Origin of the sequence: Streptomyces coffeae (assembly GCF_016741875.1) — a bacterium.
In the GTDB taxonomy this organism is placed as follows: Bacteria; Actinomycetota; Actinomycetes; order Streptomycetales; family Streptomycetaceae; genus Streptomyces; species Streptomyces coffeae.
The window spans coordinates 225,832-244,947 of the sequence record NZ_JAERRF010000009.1 but is presented as its reverse complement, the minus strand read 5'-3'; the positions used below and the strand labels follow the sequence as shown (position 1 = coordinate 244,947).

Here is a 19,116-nt window from a genome sequence, read left to right as displayed (position 1 = left end):
CACCGTGTTCCGCAGCCTCTCCGGAACAATGGCCGAATTTTCCAGTGCCCGTAGTGCTGCTTCATCCGGCGGAATTGCCGAGGAACTGCGCGACAAGCCGATGACGGCGACTGCCGCCGGACGAACAGTGCTGCTGGGCTCCATTTGACCCCTGTCCTGTCATGGTCGACGGGAATCGTTCCGAACGCAGGCTGTATACATATTCCCCTGGGCCACCGGCGCCGAATAGGCTGACCTGCCCAGGAGAGTCAGCTGGGCAGATCAGCGTATTCAGCGCCGGGCAAGCGCCGTCAACCCCCACAGGGGATTAGCTATGGAGTCACCTAGCTTTCGGCGGGGATTCCTTGAATCACATGAGATGTCCACGCTACGGTGCGATCTCCGGATTTGGAGTTGACTGGCTCAAGTCCAGTGTTGAGCACCTGAAGTCGCCTTACCCGCCTGACAAGGGTTGACCACCGAAGGGAATCAAGTGCAGCGACTCATGCGACCTGCCCTGCTGGACGGGGAGACCCTGGGGGAAAGCCTGGCCCGGTCGGCGAAGGCATCACCGGATTCCCGTGCACGATTCCCGACCGCGGGAGACGAGATCACCGCGGCGGAACTCGACTCCGCTGCAACGGTGGCCGCGCACGAGTTATTAGGCGCCGGGGTGCAACCCGGTGACATCGTGGGCGTGTTGGTGCCCACCGCCGCCAGGTTCCTGACCACGGTCTTCGGGCTCTGGCGGGCCGGGGCGGCAATCAGCGTGCTGCCGGTCCAGGCCGGTTTCGGTGATGTGCGGGGCACCGCGCGCAGGATCGCGCGCATCGCCGCCGTCGCGGGCATGCGCCACCTCGTCCTGGACCCTGGCCACGACGACCTCGGCCGTGAACTCGCCGCGGTGCACCCCGATCTGGCCCTGCTGGCCCCGCCTTCGTCCGGCGGCACCGGCAGCGCACTCACGCTGCCCACCATCGATCCCGAGGCACTGGCCATCGTCCAGTTCACCTCCGGCAGCACGAGCCTGCCCAAGGGCGTGATGCTGCCCCATCGGACCACCATGGCCGGTCTGCAAGCCTGTGCGGTCTCGGGCGCCTTCAGCCCGGATGACGTGTTCGTCCAGTGGGTGCCGACCTTCCACGACATGGGCCTGATCGGCCTGATGTCGCACTGGCTCAACGGCGCCGACGTCCACGTCTTCCCCCCGACCACCTTCCTCCGCCGGCCGGGCACGGTGCTCGAACACTTCGCCGCACACGGCGGAACCGTGATGACCGGCCCCAACTTCTCCTACGACTACCTGCTCGACAAGGTACCCGCGGAACGCCTGGCCACACTGGACCTGTCCAGCTGGCGGCTGGCGTTCAACGGCGCCGAACCGGTCAGCGCGGCCACCGTCCGGCGCTTCACCGAGGCACTGGCGCCCAGCGGCGTCGCCCCATCGGTGATGTACCCGGTGTACGGCATGGCCGAGGCCACCCTGTCGATCAGTTACCCCACCCCTGGCGACACCGCGAGGATCCGCGCGGTGGACCGCGACGAACTGGCCAGGACCGGTGACGTGCGCACGGTCGAGGAGTCCGCGCCCGCGGCCAAGCCGGTCGTCGCGGTGGGCCGCGCCGTGCACGGCATCGGACTCCGGATCGTCGGCAAGGACGGGGAGGTGGCCGCCGACGGCACGCTCGGGGAGATTCAGATCTCCGGGGAGCCGGTGACCACCGGGTACTTCCGCGATCCCGAGGCGACAGCGGCGGCGCTCGACAACGGCTGGCTGCGCACCGGCGACCTCGGCTTCCTTCTCGACGGCGAGCTGTACGTCACCGGTCGACACAAAGAGATGATCGTGGTGCACGGCCAGAACTTCTTCCCCGACGACGTCGAGGAGGTCGCTCGCACCGTGCCGGGCGTGTACCGCCGCCGCTGCGTCGCCTTCTCCGACACCGACACCGAGGGCGGTGAGCGGATCGGCGTCATCGTGGAGACCGGTGCGGACGCCGCCTCGGTGCGCGAGGAAGTCCGCAGGCGGGTGGCGGCCGAGCTGGACCTGTCCACGGTGGAGGTCTACGCGGTCAAACCCCACTGGATCCCCCGGACCACCAGCGGCAAGTGGCAACGCGTACTGGCCGCTCGACGCGTCACCGCCGATGACGCCGACGGGGTGTTACCCGCCATCGACAGCCCAGACCGAGGAGAACGGGTGTGAAGGTCAGAACGACATCGCCTGCCGGTGTGCCCCTGCTCGACGACGATCAGCTGCACAGCGCCCAGGTCTTCGCCGGGTATCAGCACGCGACCTGGGAAATGCACCACATACCGTGGGGTGAATTCCGGGCCGACCTGGTGCTGCCCGAGCACATCGTGTTCGCCAAGGGCGCCATCGTGGGCGAGTCCAACGTCATCGCCGCCACCCACGGCCTGCTCAACGAGTTCGACACGGACTACGATTTCTCGCAGTTCGCGTGCATCTGGGGTTACCAGGAGATCCAGCACCACCTCGCCTTCCAGACCTGGCTGCAACTGGCGGGACACAGCATCGACCACCGCACGATCGCCTCGATGCGCGAGGCGTACCCGCCGGGGGTGACCAGGGCGGCCACCCTGGCCACCAACGTCATCTGCGAGGTACTGGCCACACACGCCTACAAATGCGTCGCCCGCAGCATGCAGGAGCCGGTGCTCGCCGCGATTCTGAAGAAGGCCAGCGGCGATGAAGCGCGGCACGCACGTGAGTTCGCCCACTACACCGGGCGGCAACTGGCCGAGCGGCCGGAGGAATGCCTGTCGGTACTGGAAACCCTGTACATCTACATGGGCACCACACGCGATCTGTACCGCCATCCGGTCAGCCGGTTCAAGGGAAACCTGCCCGAGTTGCAGAACCACGAGACCATCGACGAGATGTTCGCCTACTTCGCCGAGGTGGACGAAGGCGGCACAGAATGGGCGAAGTGCTGTGAGCAGCTGTTCAAGTACTTCTCCACGCTCACCGGCTACCAGCTCACCAAGATGTCCGACGTGCGACGGGCGATCGCCGAGGAGTCGTCGAAGGAAGCGGCCTCCCTATGAGCGCCACTCAGCAGGGCGTCGGCGACGATATCGAATTCCCCTGGAACTCGGAGCCCTCCTTCAACTGCTTCGGTTGCTCCCCGCGCAATCCGATCGGGCTCAAGCTGCGCATGCGGCGGCTGCCGAACGGTGACTACGCCACCGAGACGACGTTCTCGGAGGACTACGCCTCCTACCCGGGGATCGTGCACGGCGGCATCGTGAACGTGCTGTTGGACGAGGTGATGGGCGACACCCTCGCGCTGGTCCACGGCATGCTCGCGTTCACCGTGACCCTGCGCAGCAAGATGCTGCTCCCTCTCGTGGTGGGAACGCCGTATCTGACGTCCGCGCGGATCAGCGGCCGGGGCAACGGGGTGCTGCTCACCGAGGCGGAGATCACCGGCCCCGGCGGCGAGTTGCACGTCATGGCCACCGGCACCTATCAGCCGATCCGCTCCGAGCAGGCACGACGACTGATGAAGCTGGACGACACCGCCTTCGGTCGTGTCCGGCACTACTTCGACCACGGAACAGGAGAATCATGACCACCGAGTCCGCCACCCGCGAAGAAATCGCCGCGGTCACCACCGAGTTGCTCGCCACCGAGCTGAACATCTCCGCCGCCGAGATCCATGGCGACGACGTGCTCAAGAACCTGCCCGCCGCCGACTCGCTGAAGCTGGTGCGCGTGGTGGCCAAACTCGAGCGCCGGTGGGACATCGAGTTAAGCGACGAGGCCGTCTTCGCCGCCATAACCGTCGACGACCTGGTCACCCTGATCGAGAAGTACGTCAGCGGGGAACTGGCGGGGTCATGAGCGCGCTGCCCCCGCAGGAGGCGGTCCAGGCCACCAACCAGCACTACGAGCTGCCCGCCGAACTGTTCGCCATCTACCTCGACCAGCGGCTCAAGTACAGCTCCGGGCTGTTCACCGATGAGCACACCGATCTCGACCAGGCGCAGACGGACAAGCTGCACTTCGTCGCACGGCAGCTCGGCATCACCGGCGGTGAGCGACTGCTCGACGTCGGATGCGGCTGGGGCAGCCTGATCCTGTTCATGGCGCAGGAATACGGCTGCCACGCCACCGGAGTCACCCCGTCGCTGCCCCAGGCCGAGTACATCCGGGCGCAGGCGGAGAAGACGGGCGTGGCCGAGTTGATCACGCTGGAGCTCGGTTCGTTCTCCGACGTCGAGCCGGCCGGACCGTTCGACGCGGCCACCATGCTCGGCTCGATCGTCCACATGCCGAACCGGACGGCCGTGCTGCGCAAGGTGTACGGGCTGTTGCGGCGCGGCGGTTCGCTGTACCTGTCGGAAAGCTGCTTCCGGGACCACGCCGCCTACGGGGAGTTCTCGCGGCGGCCGGGTACCAGACACGTCACCGAGGGCATTTTCGGGTTCGCCGACATGGTGCCGTTCTCGGTGCTGGTGGAGGCGGTGGAATCAGCCAAGTTCAGTCTCACGGCGTTCACCGACCTCACCGCGCATTACCACCGCACCATCGAGGAGTGGGAACGGCGGGTCGAGGCCGCGCGTGACCGCGTCGAACTGGTGGCACCGGGTATGAGCGAGCCACTCATCCGCTATCTCCAAACGGCCAACGCCGGCTGGGGCTACACCACCAAGCACTACGCGCTGAGTGCGGTGAAATCGCGGATGGGCCGGACGGAGGTCCCGTGACCGAAAACCTGCCCGAGTCTGCTGCGCAGCGGCCGGGACGGTTCATCGCCCCCGAGGAAATCGGCGCGCTGACCCGGAAAGCGGTGAGCCGTGCCGAGGCGCGGCAGTGGTCCATCGACGAGCTGCCCTGGGCGACGCTGCGGCCGGAGGAACTCACCGAAACCGACCGGTCGGTGGTCCGGTTCATCACCTTCATCGAGGACCACATCCCCGGGTATCTCACCTACTTCCTGGACGCCTTCCCCGTGTCCGGCGAGGATCTGGCGATCGAGGAGTTCTGTTTCAACCGGGAGTACTTCCGGTTCCTGATCTCCTGGGCGAACGAGGAGGAACGGCATGCCTCGGTGCTGACCAGGTACCAGATCGAGGCCGGCATCAGCAGCCCCGAGGCGCTGATGCGGGAGCTGGCCGAGGAGGGCCGCAAGAAGTTCGCACTGCCCTACGAGAACCCGGTGCAGGCCTTCACCTACACGCTGGTCCAGGAGAAGGCCACACAGCTCTTCTACCAACGGTTCAAAGCGGTGGCCACGGAGCCGGTGCTGCGTGACCTGCTGCACCGGCTGGCCAGGGACGAGGCGCGGCATTTCGCCTTCTACACCGAGCTCGTCGGCGCCTACATCAAGCGGCACGGGCTCGCGGCGACCGTACCGGATCTCAAAGACGTGCTGTCCACCTTTCGCATGCCACTGGCGGACACGTTGAACGGGTACTGGCGCTGGTCCCTGAACGTCATCGACGCCACGTCCTACGACCACACCGAGGCATACGAAGCGCTGGTCCGCCTCGTCAACGACTTCGCCACCTCGCGAGGCAATGCGTCAGCCGAAGACCTGGCCGAGTTCGTGGACCGCATTCGCGGGATCTGACCGGCACGTCCGCTTGCGCCGCCGGGGTGTGGTGGAAGCACACGGCCAGAGGACAGGATGGACATGACGATTATTTTCGATCCACGAGATCCAGCGATCCGTACGGACCCCTACCCCATCTATCGACGCCTGATGGAGACCGACCCGATTCACCGGTCACACTTCGGGTACTGGGTTCTTTCGCGCTATGACGATGTCGATGCCGTACTGCGCGCACCAGGGGTTTCGAGCGAGTTCTACCGGAACACGACATGGGCCGACCGCCGCGGTGGTCTGGACAGTCCGCTCGTCCGGAGCGTGCGCAGCTGGATGCTCATGCTTGACGGACCCGCGCACCGGCGGATCCGCAGCGTGATCAGCAAGGTTTTCACCCGTGCCTCCGTAGAGCGACTTCGGCCGCGCATAGCCGCTGAAACCCACCGCCTGCTCGACGCCGTGGGTGACGGCGAGACCGACCTGATCGACAGTCTCGCGTTACCCCTGCCTGTCACCGTGACCTGTGAACTTCTGGGCTTCCCCACGCATGACCGAGACCAGTGCCGCCGCTGGACGGAACACATAAGCCGGGTGATCGATCCCTCGATCACCATCGAGGACACGGCCGACATGAATACCGCAGAAGTGGAATTTCGAGAATATGTCACCGACCAACTCGAGCAGCGCAGGGCCGCACCGCGAGATGACATCCTGTCCCTTCTCCTGCACACCGAGGTCGACGGCGTCCGGCTGACCGATCACGAGATCATCGCCAATGTTCTGTTCCTCTTCGTCGCAGGCCATGAGACAACGGTGAATCTGATCGGAAACGGTCTGCTGGCCTTGCTCCGGCATCCCGACCAGTTGCGGATGCTGCGTGAGAACCCCAAGATGATCACTGACTCCATGGACGAGATCACTCGATACGACCCACCCGTGCAGATCGTCTCCAGACTCCTGACCGACAATGTCGCACTTCAGGACGTCACGCTCCCCGAGGGGGCCAAGGTGATGCTGCTCTTCGGGGCGGCCAGTCGCGATCCGGCACGCTATGCCGACCCCGACCGCCTCGACTTGACGCGAACGGGCATCAGAACGCTGGCCTTCAGCGGCGGCCCCCACTACTGCATCGGCGCCGCGCTCGGAAAGCTGGAGACCGCCATGGTGCTGACGGAGCTGCTGCGACGCTACTCCAAGATCGAGCTGGCCGGCGAGAACCTGGCCTGGCGACCGAACGTCAGCTTCCGCGGCCTACAGGAGCTGCCGCTCAGGCTGACGCGCTGACATGGATCGAGCGATGTGCAGGTGATCCGTCACCAGTGCCTGGGTCGTGAGGTGCCCTGCGTTTCCGGGACAGGGATCTGACTCTCACCGCGATGGCACGACGGCACCATCGCGGTCATGCGACCGTGGCGTGATCGGCTCATGGGCGAGGACTGCGCCACGGCTTCCGTCAGCTGTCGCAGCAGCGCGGCGCCGACCTCGCCTATGGACGCAAGCTGCCGCGGCTGCTGCGCGAGGTGGGCCTCACGGAGGTCGAGGCCGACGCTTACTTCCCGATCACCTCGCCCCAGTGCGCGTCCTCGAGGCGGCCAGCGTCCACCAGGTACGCGACAAGCGCACCGCCGCGGGCTCTGAAGCGCGCTGGGATGCGTTTGCCCCGGCAGTTTGAGCGGCGGCACGCGCCCGGGGTCGAGGCTCTGATGTTCTCTTTTCAATCCTTCAGGTGCATGCATCGTTGAATGCTCATTCAAGTGCTCCGCGCGCCGCGAGTTGACGTCACGTCAGCTATGGTCCCTGCTCCCGCGGTTGGGCAGTTTATGGTAGAAACTCTTTTCGCGCGGAGGGACTTCTTCCGCGGTCTCCGTCTTTCATCTGAGGTGGTACGGCCCTCCCACCCGGTTCGTTGGGGTGCTCCGTGGGCGTGCCGTCAGATGGCAAGAGAGAAAGGTGCGTTCATATGGCCCTGCGCCGTATCAGGCGGAACGCAAGCCGGATCCTGGTGATATCCCTAGCGACGTGCGGACTCGCGGCGGCGGGTACGGCTGCCGCGTCCGCGGCTGACGAGCCGACGCGTGAGCAGCTCCTGGCGGACTGTGAATCCGGGGAGGGCAAGTGCACTTTCAACGACCCTCAGATCGGTGAGCCGTACCTCGGTAATTTCCAGCAGGTCTCGGACACGCTCTACAACTGCAGCACCTCCGACAGCACCAAGAAGCTCAGCTGGACGCAGAAGGTCGGTTCGACCGACTCCGTCGGAGTCTCCATCACCGTCGGCGGAAAGATCATGGACATCGTCGACCTCAGCGTCACGGCGAGCTACGGTCACACCTGGACCAGGGAGTCCACGGAGTCGGACGAGCAGAACGTGACGGCAAAGCCCGGGGAAGTCGCGTGGATCTCCCGTGCTCAGCTGATGCGTGATGTCTCCGGTACGTGGCAGACGCATTATGACAGCCCGAAGTGGGATCACTACTTCTGGTTCGTCCCGGACACCATTTCCAGCCCGGCGGAAAACGGAACGGGCGGCAAGAACAGCGCCGTTGTGGTCCGGAGCCGACCGATGACCGAGGCGGAAAAGGCGTCCTGCGAAGCCGGCGGCAAAGCGGTGTTCGCCAAGTAGGGGTGACCCACTGGCAACACGGCAGATGATGCCGGTCACCGGAGGATCCCGGTCGGTCCGGCACTGGCGGTCAGCGGTCGTTCGGGATTGACCAGCCCGGCGTCTGACGGCCGCCCACGGGGGAGAGACCGGGGGAACAGCCCTCGGGTACGGACATCGTGCGGTCCGTGCTGAGCGCGATTGCGCCCAACACGGCCCGCACTTCATCCTCCAGGTATGGGATCGCGCGAGACGGGCGCGAGCTGGCACCGTGCGGGTAGTGACGGATGGGAGGCCTGCCGGGCACGGGAGGCGAATCGGCTTATGTGCTGGGCGTGTCACGAGCAGGTATACGTCTCGCAGCGGGCGTCCTCCTGGTGATTGAGGGGGAGCGCGGTTCACATAGAGTGCCGATCATGTCTCAGTCAAAGATCCTCGAGCACATCGCTCAGCACCGGCAGTCCACCCGGATGCCGTCCCGACGACAGAAGAAGACCCTGATCGCGGCCATGGGCATCGGCATGGCCGTCGCTTTGAGCGGGTGCAACGACGACGCCGGCAGTGCCACGGACAAGAACACCGACGCCGCGGCATCGAAGGCACCCTCGGCGGGGGCGTCCCAGTCCTCTGCCCCGGCGAGTCCCTCGGGTGATCAGCCGTCGGTCGCGGGATGGCAGACCCAGACCGCGCAGAAGCACCACTTCGCCTACGACGTGCCCGCCAAGGCCAAGAAGTGGAAGGTCCTCGACAAGGACGTGTCCCTCTCCTACACGGACAAGGACGGCAAGCCGATCGTCGTCATGACGAGTGCGGCCAACTACCGTCAGGGTGGCTGCGAGTCGAGCCCCAATCCCAAGGCAATGGGTGAGGCGGGCAAGGGGCAGCTGGCCACCGTCGGCACCACGGGCGGCGGCAAGGACGGCACCCTCCAGGAGAACGCCCGTAACTGGGCGGGCAACTGGGGCTTCGCCGCGTACGGGGGTGGGGACCACAAGCCCAAGATCAAGGTCAGTGAGGCCAAGCCGTGGAAGCAGGGCGGTATCGACGGCTACACCGCGACCGCCCAGGTGACCGTCACCAACCGCCCGAGCCCGTGTGTCCCGGCGAAGGCCGTCGTGTACAGCATCGCGCAGAAGCTCCCTGACGGCACCATGCACGGCTGGGTCATCTACGCGGACCAGGGAGTGCCGAATGCGCTGACCTCCGCCGAGATCAAGAAGATCATGAGCACCGTCCGCTCTACGGGCAACTGACGCCCATTCGGTCAGGGCCCCTGCTCATCCGTTGGGTGGCAGACGTGGGACTGACCGCGGTGTGGGCCGCAGCCGGCTGCGGCCCACACCCTCACAGCCCGGGTGGCTGCTGCCGTCGGGGATCCCCGGCCCGCTCGAGCACCGCAACCTCAACGTCCTGGTGTGCGCTACAGCCTCGCCGCGCCCATCCCCGGCTCCCTTGTACGTGAGACTCCGTCGGCCCGGCCCAGCCCACCTCGACGCTTCTGCTCAGCCAGCGCCACGCGGAGTTGTCGGCGTGGCTTCTGCGAGCAGCCCGTCGACGAACGTACGGAGTCCCTGAGGGTAGATGTCCCGAGCGGCCAGTGCGGCCCATTGGTCGCCGATTGCGGCCAGGTGTGGCACGTGGGACGCGTCGAAGGTGTCGCGGAAGGCGGGCAGTTCGTTGTCCGTCCGCCGGTGGGGGGAGCGGGCGCGGACGAGGATCTCGCCGACGGTGTAGTACCAGATGTTGCGGAAGACATCGACGGATTGTGCGGGTGTGCATCCGTGGTCGTCGGCCGCGGCCACGATGGCTTCGACCATCCACAGTGCGGATTCGTCGAGAAGACCGACAAAACCGTCGGCGGTGAGGATTTCGGCCGCCCATGGCCAGGCCGCGAGGGCGTCGTGCATCGCGGTGGCGGCCACGACGATGCGGTCCCGTGGATCCCTGGGCAGTCGGGGGCGTTCGATCTCGTCGATGTAGTGATTGAGCAGCAGGACCAGCAGGTCGTCCTTGCCCCGAATGTGGTGGTACAGGGTCGTCGCCCCGATACCCATCTCGGCGGCCAGCCGGCGGATGGTCAGTTTCTCCCAGCCGCCCTCGTCGATGAGCCGGCGGGCCGCAGTCACGATCTGCGCACGGGAGGTCAGGGGCGGTCGGCCGGTGCGACCGTGCGGTGCGGGTGGTCGGGGCATTGCCCCATCATGCCGTCCCGCCGCCCTCCGTCGTGACGCTGGTGCCGGTTCGGCCTTTCCTGTTTCACAGCGGCCGGTCTCAATGTTACTTTCGGAACATGTTCCGAAAGTCAGAGTCAACGCCGCGGACTCGATCCGCGATGACGCATGGTTCGGGTGCCCGGCCAGGGCGCACGCTCGCCGCGGTGGCCGTCGTGCAGTTCATGGTGTCGCTGGACCTCTCGGTCGTGAATGTCGGACTCCCACAGATCGCTGCCGGTCTCGGCTTCAGTGAGGTGGGCGTGACCTGGGTGATCCACGCTTACGCCCTCACCTTCGGCGGGCTGCTCCTCCTGGGCGGCAAGGCCGCCGACCGGTACGGCCGCAAGCGGGTCCTGCTGCTCGGGCTCGGACTGTTCGGCCTCGCCTCGCTCGTCGGTGGCCTCGCCCAGGAACCGGGCCATCTTGTCGCCGCCCGAGCCGCACAGGGCATCGGCGCCGCCGCGCTGGCTCCGGCCGCACTGGCGCTGCTGACCGCGACGTTCCCCACGGGCAGGGCCCGCGTCCGGGCCTTCGGGGTGTGGAGCGCGGTGAACGCCGCCGGGGGCGCCTTCGGCGTCCTGATAGGCGGCCTGCTCACCGAGTACGCCAGCTGGCGCTGGGTGATGTTCGTGAACGTGCCGATGGCCGCTTGCGCTCTGGCCCTGGCCCGGCGGGGCGTCGCCGCCGGTCCGCCGACCGCTCGCGGGGGTCGTCCGGACGTTCTCGGTGCCGTCCTGGCCACGGCGGGCATGACGTTGCTGGTGTTCGGCGTCGTCCGCACCGATCGGTATGCGTGGACCTCGCCGGTCACCCTGACGACTCTGGCGGTCGCCGCCACGCTGCTGGCCACGTTCCTCTACGTCGAGCGGACCACCGCCCGTGAACCGCTGGTCCGGCTCGGCCTGTTCGCCCGCCGCTCGGTCGCCGGCGCGAACGCCTTCAACCTGTTGGTCGGTGCGGCCATGGCCTCGGCCTTCTACTTCATGTCCCTCTATCTCCAACGAGTCCTCGGGACGGGGCCTGCGCCGACCGGGGCCATGTTCCTGCCGTTCGCCCTCGGAGTGGTCACCGGCTCCGTGCTCGCCATCAAACTCGGCTACCGTCTCGCTCCGCGCACCCTTCTGGTCATCGGCGGACTCCTCACCGCGACCGGGCTCGCCTGGTTCGGCCTGATCAGCCCCGACGGCTCCTTCACCAGCGACGTCCTCGGGCCCTCGATCGTCACCAGCGTCGGCTTCGGGCTCTGCCTCGGACCGGTCGTCTCCCTCGCCACCGCCGGTGTCGCGCCCAGCGAGACCGGCACCGCCTCAGGTCTGCTCAACAGCTCACGCCAAATGGGCGCCTCACTCGGACTCGCCGCCCTCGGCACCGCGGCCCATCACCGCACCGGACGGACCGCCACACCCGAGACCCTCAACGACGGATACGCGCTCGGCATGAGCCTGGGCGCCGCGCTCCTGGCCGCCGCCGTCCTCATCGCCCTCACCGTTCTGCGGCGAACCAGCCCACCGTCACGAGCTGAGCAGACCGATGACCGCGAACCACTCCCCGCACGGGACTGACCGGACGGGCGGCTCGGGCGATGCCGACAGGCGGGTGTGCGAGGAGGGGAGAGAACGTTGACAACTCATAGCCTGGTCGATCCGACGGAGATGTATCTCCGGACCATATTCGAGCTGGAGGAGGAGAGGGTGGTGCCACTTCGGGCGCGGATCGCCGAAAGACTTCAGCAGAGCGGGCCGACCGTCTCACAGACGGTGGCCCGGATGCAGCGCGATGGTCTGGTGCGGGTGGCCGGTGATCGGCGCCTGGTGATGACGGAGTCGGGCCGTCGGCGGGCCGTGCGGGTGATGCGCAAGCATCGCCTGGCCGAGTGCCTTCTGGTGGACGTGATCGGTCTCCAATGGGAGGACGTTCATGTCGAGGCCTCCCGATGGCAGCACGTGATGTCCGACGCGGTGGCGAACCGATTGACGGAGATCCTCGGCTATCCCGCCACGTGCCCGCACGGCAGCCCCATTCCCGCATGGGAGCAGAACGGCGCCGTCCTTGAGTCCGTCCTCACCATGACGGATGCGGCCACTGCTGCGGAGAGCACGGTGTTGGTCGTCCGGATCAGCGAACTGCTCCAGAACGATCCCTCGGTCCTGCTGCGTCTGAAGCGCGCCGGGATACAGCCCGATCACACGGTCACGGTCGTGGCCACCGAGGGCGGAGTGAGGGTGACCGGTGACGAGCGGGCGACGTTCCCGCACGAACTCAGCGATCACATCTTTGTGGAAACCCAGGGTGGCGTATGAGTTCGCTGGAACCGGCCTACAGGAGCATGGAGTTCACCAGGGTGCAGAGGCCGCAGCCCAGCAGGCCGCCGAAGAGCAGGCTGAGGCCCGTAATCACCATCCCGCGCCGCATGGGGCGTGCGCCGGACCGGAAGGCGGAGATCAGCGGGAACGTCGCCACACCGAACATCGCCACGGCGACGCACCAGGCGCGCGCACCCTCGACGTAGAACGACGTGGAGGTGCCACGGTCGAACGACACCGGGCTGGACGCCATCGCCTGAACCTTCTCACCCTTGTCGTAGTCTGTGCCGGGCTCGAAGTCCTCCACGTCGTAACGGAGTTTGCCGGTGTCGGAGCGGAAGGTACCGGAGCACTCCACATCGTCCTGGCTGGTGTCCTTGCCGCAGCGTTCGATGGTGATCGTCCCGGGGGTGCTGCCGGCCACCTTCCCGGGGCCCTGCTCGTAACCGACGGCCACCAGGACCAGGCCGAAGAGCAGGAACAGAACGCCCAGCACACCGGCCCCGATGCGGCTGCCCACGCTCCGCCTCGCACCAGCCGGCCCCGTGCCGGGCCCGCCCGACCCGACCTTCCCCAGGGCGCTCCCGGCCTTCGCATCCGTCTTCAACGCTGGTCCTCCCGCTCTGCGTGATGCTCACGCCCTGACTGAGTCAGGCGATCTTGCCCAGGTTGATTCGTACAGGTCAAACCGCCTGAAGGGCGCCGACGAGGTCATGCGCTACTGCTACGGCCTCGACCCGGACCAGGTGGACCGTCTCGCCGATGTTTTGTGACGGCTTGGCCGTGCTACGACAGGGTGGTCGCCGGGCGACGGTTGGTGCGCTTGGACCCCTCTCTCCTCCAAGGGGTGTGGACCGGGACGCGCTGTCCCGGCCCACGACGCCTCATCACCGACGACCGCCGAACTCCCAGGTGTGCACTTCGATGTCGGCGTATCGCTCCGGGGTCAGTACGGTGCGTGCCGTCTCCGGGTCCGGCGCCCGGAGCAGCACCGCCGTGCCCAACCAGGTGGTGCCGTCGTCGGACAGCAGCGGCCCGTAGGCGATGAGCTCGTCCCGGGCGGGTTGCCCGGCAAGGTCGGCTGCCCGCCCGGTGCCGAGTCCGAGCACGAGGTACCGGCTGCCGCCGGTCCGGCCGCCGGGGAAGTCCCACATGGTGCGCCCCAGAGTGTTGCGCCACCGTCGTAGCATCACGTCCCGGTACACACCCGCCTGGTAGCCGGGCTCGTCGAAGGCGAACGCGCGGGCGGCGGCGGGATCGGGCAGGTCGACGATATGCACACTGCCGGAGGGAGTGTCGCCGTCGTCGGTGAAGGTCGGGCCCCGGGCGACCATCTCCTTGGCGTACCGGTCCATGTAGGACCAGTGCTCTTCCAGCAACTCCTCGCGCAATGCCAGGGAATCGGGCCGGTCGCGGTGGTAGCAGAAGAACTCCATGTCCCTAGTCATGCCCGATCGGAGTTCGCCGTGCAACGCCTTTACCTTCCCCATCGATCGGCAAGCACGGCAACAACCCTCGATCGGCGCCCGACGTCTCATCCGCGCTCGCGGAGGAACGACTCCAGCTCGGCGGCCCCGGTCAGCATCGCCCGCCCGCGGGCGGACAGTCGGCCGCGCCCGTCGCAGAGTGCGGCCTCCAGCCCGCCGGTCGCCCGCACCTGGGCGATCAGCGGGGCGATCTGCTCCAACAGGTAGCCGTTCCGCCCGAGTTGGTGGGCCCGCCGGGCGTCCCGCACATCGGCCTCGTCGTAGCCACGGTACCCGGTCAGTGGGTCGCGGCGCGGCCGCACCCGCCAGGCACGCTCCCCTGCGCGCAGTACGCCTCCTCGGCCACACCCTCGTTCACCATCCGCATGATTGACGTCCGTGCTCGCGTGCCAGATCAACCGGCCTGAGTCGCTCACCGCTTTGAAGGTTTTGGCCCATGGTCCTGCTGATATTGCGGAGAAGTTTCAAAGGAAAGTTCAACGATACCGTTGAGGGCATGGCTACAGAGATCAAGGACACCGCCCATGCCGTGGACGCCGCCGCCGTGATGAGCCTGCTCCCGGCCCGCCCGCGGCTGCTCGCCCTGGGCGAGCCCACCCACGGCGTGGACACTCCGCTCGACCTGCGCAACGAGCTCTTCCGCCAGCTCGTCGAGCAGGAGGGCTACCGGACGATCGTGATCGAGAGCGACTGCATGATGGGCCTGGTCGTGGACGACTACGTCACCGGGGGCACGGGCACGCTCGACGAGGTCATGGAGCACGGATTCAGCCACGGGTTCGGCGCGTCCGCGGCCAACCGAGAGCTTGTGCGCTGGATGCGCGCCTACAACGACGGCCGACCCGCGTCCGAGTGGCTCCGCTTCGCCGGTTTCGACGGCCCGCTGGAAATCACGGGTGCCGCGAGCCCCCGGCAGGTCCTCACCGCACTCCACGGCTACCTCTCTGCCTGTGTGGACGCGGATCTGCTTCCCTGCACCGCGGAAACGCTCGACCGTCTGCTCGGCGCCGACGACCGGTGGACCAACCCCGCCGTGATGATGGACCCGGCCCAGTCCGTGGGGCAGTCGGCCGAGGCCAGGGAGCTGCGGCTGCTCGCCGACGATCTGGTGGCAGTGCTCGACGCGCAGACGCCGCACCTGATCACGGCGACCTCGCGGGCCGACTGGGACCGGGCGCACCTGTACGGGCGCACCGCCACCGGCCTGCTGCGCTATCACTTCTGGATGGCCGACACCTCACCGGCCCGCATGACGTGGCTGGTGAGCCTGCGGGACCGGATGATGGCCGACAACCTCCTCGCCGTCGCCGAACGGGGCCCGGCACTGGTCCACGCCCACAACGCCCATCTCCAGCGGGACAAGAGCTCGATGCGGATGGGTGACCTGCCACTGGAGTGGTGGAGCGCCGGCGCGCTCGTGAGCGCCCACCTGGGGGAGGGGTATGCCTTCGTGGCCATGGCCCTCGGCACGATGCGGCACCAGGGAGTGGACACCCCGCCACCGGACACGGTCGAAGGGGTCCTGTACGCGCTCCCGGAAGACCGCTATGTCATCGACGCGCCCCGGCTGGCCACCGTCCTCGGCGACACGCGACCCGCCCCCCGCGTGTCGCCGTACTTCGGCTACTTCCCACTCGACCCGGCACACCTGGCCGAGAACGACGGGATCGTGTTCCTCAAGGACGTCCCGCAGAGCTAGTGCCACCATCGGCAGTCCTGCCTGTCCTCCGCACCACGCCGCGATCACCCGGCACGGTGCTTCCACCAGCTCGCGACCTGGTCAAGTACAGGCGTCAGAGCGTGCCCGTCAGATGTGAGGGCGTATGCGACCGGACCTGGCGGAAGTCGGGTGTGCGTGACGAGTCCCCTGTTGACGAGTTCCCGTAGCCGGTCACTGAGCATCTTGTCGCTGATGCCGGAGACCGCGCCGCGGAGTTCGCTGAAGCGGGCCGGCCGCTGGGCCAGTGTGTGGAGGATGATTCCGCTCCATTTCTGGCCCAGCACCTCGAACGCGCTGATCAATGCGGGGTCCGTGGCCAGCGGTTCCACACGGTCGGGGATTGCCACCCACGCACTCCCTTCGGGGATATCCCTCCGTACGAAACGCCCTTGACGAGGTTCTCAGGCTCGCATGCGGGCCAGTTCGTTTCTCAGCTCCTCCACGGTGCCGAGGGTGATGCTCTCGTCCTGAACGGAGGGGGCGAGGGCCACGGCCACGGCAGCCTCTCCCACCTGATCGGCGGTGAGCCACGACGGGTCGCCGTTCGGACGGCTGCGGTTGATGATCGGGCCGAGCAGCAGGTTGTTGACGCGGCGTCGGCCACCCAGGTCGACACTCAGTGCCTCACGCATCATCAACATCGCTGCTCCGTGCATGCTGATGATTCCCGCCTGCGGGTAGGGCTCGCGCGCGGCGAATCCGGCGATGAGTGTGTAGCTTCCGGCTGCATCGAGCCTGGGCACAAAGGCCCGGGCAACCGCAAAATGCGACGTGGTGGTCTCCACGAAATGCTGCTGCCAGTCGTTCTCGCTGACCTGCCACAGGGCCTTGCCCATCCACCACCCGCCGATGGAGGGGACGGCGTGGTCCATGCGCCCATGGTCAGCGACGATCTTTTCTGCCAGTTCCGTCGCCTCGGCGAAGGTGCCATATCCCGCCTGGAGCCGGATGAGGCGATTGCCCAGCTGGGGGTCGATCAACTCGGCGAGGTGATCCAGACGTTCCTGGCTCCGGCTGGGCACAACAACGGTGGCACCGGCGTGGAGGAAGGCGCGGACGATGCCCTCCCCGACGTTGCCCGTGCCGCCGGGCACAACAACGACCTTGCCTTCGAGTGGTGCGTCACTCGGTGTGACGGGGGAGGGGGGAGTGCTCATGGACGTTGTTTCCTTGTCTCAGGGAAGTGCGGAGCGCGTGTGCGCGACCGCGGTTTCGGTGGGGCCGTGGGCTGAAGACCGGTGTGTTGGCAGAGGCGGGCCCGGCCGGATCGGCCGGGCCCGTCAGCGCCGCATCACGCCCAGGCCCGCCGCAGCGTCGCGGTGACGCGTTCGAGGGCCTCCCTGGCCGCGGGGATGGCGGCCGGCATGCTGAAGAACCCGTGGATCTGGCCCTCATAGCTCACCTGCTCCACCGTGACGCCGGCTTCGCGCAGCCGCTGCGCATACGCCTCGCCCTCGTCCCGCAGCGGGTCGTACCCGGCGGTGATCACCAGAGCCGGAGGGGCGGTGGCCAGGGTGGCGGCGTCCGTGTACAGAGGCGAGATACGCGGGTCCTTCGGGTCGACGTCGTCTCCGAGGTAGTGGCCCTGGAACCACGCGAGGGCGTCCTTGGTCAGCATCAGGCCCTCGCCGTTCTCCTCGTACGAGGGGAAGGGGTGGGTGAGGTCGGTCGCCGGGTACACCAGGACCTGAAGGGCGAAGGTGCCCGGCAGTTCGTTGGCGAGCACGGCACTCAGGTTGGCTCCCGCCGAGTCCCCGCCGACGGCCATCCTGGTGGTGTCGCCACCGAGCGCCCCGATCTGGCTGGACACCCACTGTGCCACTGCCCGGACATCCTCGACTGCGGCCGGGAAGGGGTGCTCCGGAGCGAGCCGGTAGTCGACGCTGACCACCAGGTATCCGGCGAGACGGCACAGATCCCGGGCCGTGGCATCGGACGCGGCGGCGCTTCCCAGTGTCCACCCGCCGCCGTGGATCCAGATCAGTACGGGGTGTGGGCCCTCGCCCTCCGGCCAGTACAGCTTGACGGGAACGCCGTTGGCCACCGCGTCCTCGGCCCGGGCGACCGCGGCCGGTTCACCCCCGAGGTCGGCCCACATCCCGTCCATCGCCGCACGGGCCTCGGGCGCGGACAGTTCGTGCAGCTGGGGAACGCCGGGCTGCATGGCCATGTCGAGCACCGCCCGCGCCGCCGGGTCGAGGGGCGTTCGGGCAGTGATGACGACCTTCCCTCGCAGATGGCCGTTGTCGAGGCGGCGGTAGGCGTCGGCCGCCCGCTCCAGTGGGAAGACCGCTTCGATGGGTATGCGGAGGCTGCCGTCCTCGATCATGGGCAGGATCTCCGTCATGGCCTGCGCTATGGGGAGCATCCCGCTCGAGAAGCGCACGCCGTGCCGGGCGGCGTCGAGGTCGGCAATGGTGATGACCTTCTCCGGGTCTCCGGTCAGTTCGACGGACAGCGGCAGCACGCCGCGTCCGGAGGCGTCGAGGACCACGTCGATCCCTTGCGGGGCCGCGGCGCGTATGCGTTCGGCCAGGCCGTCGCCGTAGGTGACGGGGGTGGCGCCGAGGTCACGGAGGAAGGGGTGGTTGGCTTCGCTTGCGGTGCCGATGACGGTGGCACCCCAGGCGCGGGCGAACTGGACGGCCATGAGGCCGACGCCACCGGCGGCGGCGTGGACCAGCAGGGTCTGGCCGGCGCCCAGGCCGAGCCGGCGCAGGGTGCGATGGGCGGTCTCCGCGGCGACCGGCAGGGCCGCGGCCTGCTCGAAGGTGAGGACGTCGGGCTTGGCGACGATGTTGTCGGCGTCGGCCAGGGCGTGGGTGGCGACGGCGTTCTGCTGGGCGGTGAGTCCCAGTACCGGCTGGCCGGTCTTCCACCGCGTGACACCGGGACCGAGTGCGTCGATGACACCGGCCATCTCCAGGCCCAGAGGCTGGGGTTCGGCGGGGGCGTCCTGACCGGGAGCGAACAGGCCCCGGCGCTTCTTGGAATCCAGGGCGTTGGCGCCGGCGGCGTGGACACGGACGCGGACCTGGCCGGGTCCGGGCTCGGGCAGCGGTACCTCGGCCACTTCGAGTACCTCGGGGTCGCCGTAGGCGGCATGCTGGAGTCTGCGGGCGATGGGGGCCATGGGGAATCGATCCTTCGGTCGGGTGTGCATGGTTTCGAGGGGCCGGGGCGGCGACAACGCGCCCTGGGCGGGCCGGGTTCGCCGTGTCCGGCCGGTTGGGGTG

General features: G+C 67.7%; 18 protein-coding genes and 4 pseudogenes. 14 read left to right on the top strand and 8 right to left on the bottom strand.

What is annotated here, in order from left to right; all coding sequences use genetic code 11:
* Window positions 1-4 precede the first annotated feature (4 nt).
* The 11 genes and pseudogenes from JK363_RS17905 (at window position 5) to JK363_RS17860 (ending at window position 9,410) form a co-directional block, all read left to right on the top strand.
* On the top strand, window positions 5-148 hold the full coding sequence (locus tag JK363_RS17905) for a hypothetical protein (protein ID WP_201875908.1): 144 nt from the start codon (window positions 5-7) through the stop codon (window positions 146-148).
* A gap of 324 nt (window positions 149-472) precedes the next feature.
* Complete coding sequence (locus tag JK363_RS17900) at window positions 473-2,185, top strand: AMP-binding protein (RefSeq protein ID WP_307821760.1); 1,713 nt, start codon at window positions 473-475, stop codon at window positions 2,183-2,185.
* Window positions 2,182-3,048, top strand: a complete 867-nt coding sequence (locus JK363_RS17895; RefSeq protein WP_201875907.1) for a ferritin-like domain-containing protein — start codon at window positions 2,182-2,184, stop codon at window positions 3,046-3,048. The genes JK363_RS17900 and JK363_RS17895 overlap by 4 nt, the downstream gene beginning before the upstream one ends.
* The gene (locus JK363_RS17890; protein ID WP_201875906.1) at window positions 3,045-3,575 is read left to right on the top strand and encodes a PaaI family thioesterase; all 531 of its coding nucleotides are present in this window, start codon (window positions 3,045-3,047) and stop codon (window positions 3,573-3,575) included. The genes JK363_RS17895 and JK363_RS17890 overlap by 4 nt, the downstream gene beginning before the upstream one ends.
* On the top strand, window positions 3,572-3,847 hold the full coding sequence (locus JK363_RS17885) for an acyl carrier protein (protein ID WP_201875905.1): 276 nt from the start codon (window positions 3,572-3,574) through the stop codon (window positions 3,845-3,847). Before JK363_RS17890 ends, JK363_RS17885 begins: the two co-directional genes overlap by 4 nt.
* On the top strand, window positions 3,844-4,713 hold the full coding sequence (locus JK363_RS17880; protein ID WP_201875904.1) for a class I SAM-dependent methyltransferase: 870 nt from the start codon (window positions 3,844-3,846) through the stop codon (window positions 4,711-4,713). Before JK363_RS17885 ends, JK363_RS17880 begins: the two co-directional genes overlap by 4 nt.
* Entirely contained in the window at window positions 4,710-5,579 is an 870-nt protein-coding gene (locus JK363_RS17875) for an acyl-ACP desaturase (RefSeq protein ID WP_201875903.1), read from the top strand. The genes JK363_RS17880 and JK363_RS17875 overlap by 4 nt, the downstream gene beginning before the upstream one ends.
* Before the next feature lie 57 nt (window positions 5,580-5,636).
* Window positions 5,637-6,839 (top strand): cytochrome P450, encoded by a 1,203-nt coding sequence (locus JK363_RS17870; protein WP_201875902.1) that lies wholly within the window; start codon window positions 5,637-5,639, stop codon window positions 6,837-6,839.
* Window positions 6,840-6,991: 152 nt separating this feature from the next.
* Window positions 6,992-7,188: pseudogene (locus JK363_RS42510) on the top strand (SAM-dependent methyltransferase); the annotation flags it as partial.
* A 327-nt stretch (window positions 7,189-7,515) separates the two neighbouring features.
* The gene (locus JK363_RS17865; RefSeq protein WP_201875901.1) at window positions 7,516-8,178 is read left to right on the top strand and encodes a hypothetical protein; all 663 of its coding nucleotides are present in this window, start codon (window positions 7,516-7,518) and stop codon (window positions 8,176-8,178) included.
* Between the two features lie 395 nt (window positions 8,179-8,573).
* Entirely contained in the window at window positions 8,574-9,410 is an 837-nt protein-coding gene (locus JK363_RS17860) for a DUF8017 domain-containing protein (RefSeq protein ID WP_236075877.1), read from the top strand.
* Window positions 9,411-9,659: 249 nt separating this feature from the next.
* On the opposite strand, the gene JK363_RS17855 is transcribed toward JK363_RS17860, so the two are convergent.
* Window positions 9,660-10,349 (bottom strand): TetR/AcrR family transcriptional regulator, encoded by a 690-nt coding sequence (locus tag JK363_RS17855; RefSeq protein ID WP_201875900.1) that lies wholly within the window; start codon window positions 10,347-10,349, stop codon window positions 9,660-9,662.
* Between the two features lie 140 nt (window positions 10,350-10,489).
* On the opposite strand from JK363_RS17855, the gene JK363_RS17850 reads away from it, so the two are divergent.
* On the top strand, window positions 10,490-11,932 hold the full coding sequence (locus JK363_RS17850; RefSeq protein ID WP_201875899.1) for an MFS transporter: 1,443 nt from the start codon (window positions 10,490-10,492) through the stop codon (window positions 11,930-11,932).
* A 57-nt stretch (window positions 11,933-11,989) separates the two neighbouring features.
* A complete protein-coding gene (locus JK363_RS17845; protein ID WP_201875898.1) occupies window positions 11,990-12,670 on the top strand; it encodes an iron-dependent transcriptional repressor DtxR in 681 nt (226 codons plus the stop codon).
* A 16-nt stretch (window positions 12,671-12,686) separates the two neighbouring features.
* Here JK363_RS17845 and JK363_RS17840 read toward each other — a convergent pair whose 3' ends face one another.
* The 3 genes and pseudogenes from JK363_RS17840 to JK363_RS17830 form a co-directional block, all read right to left on the bottom strand.
* On the bottom strand, window positions 12,687-13,193 hold the full coding sequence (locus tag JK363_RS17840; protein WP_201875897.1) for a hypothetical protein: 507 nt from the start codon (window positions 13,191-13,193) through the stop codon (window positions 12,687-12,689).
* Between the two features lie 367 nt (window positions 13,194-13,560).
* Window positions 13,561-14,109, bottom strand: a complete 549-nt coding sequence (locus JK363_RS17835; protein ID WP_201876045.1) for a YciI family protein — start codon at window positions 14,107-14,109, stop codon at window positions 13,561-13,563.
* Window positions 14,110-14,207: 98 nt separating this feature from the next.
* Window positions 14,208-14,501, bottom strand: a pseudogene (locus JK363_RS17830) (MerR family transcriptional regulator); the annotation flags it as partial.
* Between the two features lie 155 nt (window positions 14,502-14,656).
* Here JK363_RS17830 and JK363_RS17825 point away from each other — a divergent pair.
* Window positions 14,657-15,859, top strand: coding sequence for an erythromycin esterase family protein (locus JK363_RS17825; protein WP_201875896.1), 1,203 nt, complete (start codon window positions 14,657-14,659; stop codon window positions 15,857-15,859).
* A 44-nt stretch (window positions 15,860-15,903) separates the two neighbouring features.
* Here JK363_RS17825 and JK363_RS17820 read toward each other — a convergent pair whose 3' ends face one another.
* The 4 genes and pseudogenes from JK363_RS17820 to JK363_RS44695 form a co-directional block, all read right to left on the bottom strand.
* Entirely contained in the window at window positions 15,904-16,227 is a 324-nt protein-coding gene (locus tag JK363_RS17820) for a winged helix-turn-helix transcriptional regulator (RefSeq protein WP_307821759.1), read from the bottom strand.
* Window positions 16,228-16,281: 54 nt separating this feature from the next.
* On the bottom strand, window positions 16,282-16,974 hold the full coding sequence (locus JK363_RS17815; protein WP_201875895.1) for an SDR family NAD(P)-dependent oxidoreductase: 693 nt from the start codon (window positions 16,972-16,974) through the stop codon (window positions 16,282-16,284).
* Between the two features lie 197 nt (window positions 16,975-17,171).
* A pseudogene (locus JK363_RS44700) lies at window positions 17,172-17,888 on the bottom strand (alpha/beta hydrolase); the annotation flags it as partial.
* 204 nt (window positions 17,889-18,092) lie between these two features.
* A pseudogene (locus JK363_RS44695) lies at window positions 18,093-19,013 on the bottom strand (NADP-dependent oxidoreductase); the annotation flags it as partial.
* Window positions 19,014-19,116 lie beyond the last annotated feature (103 nt).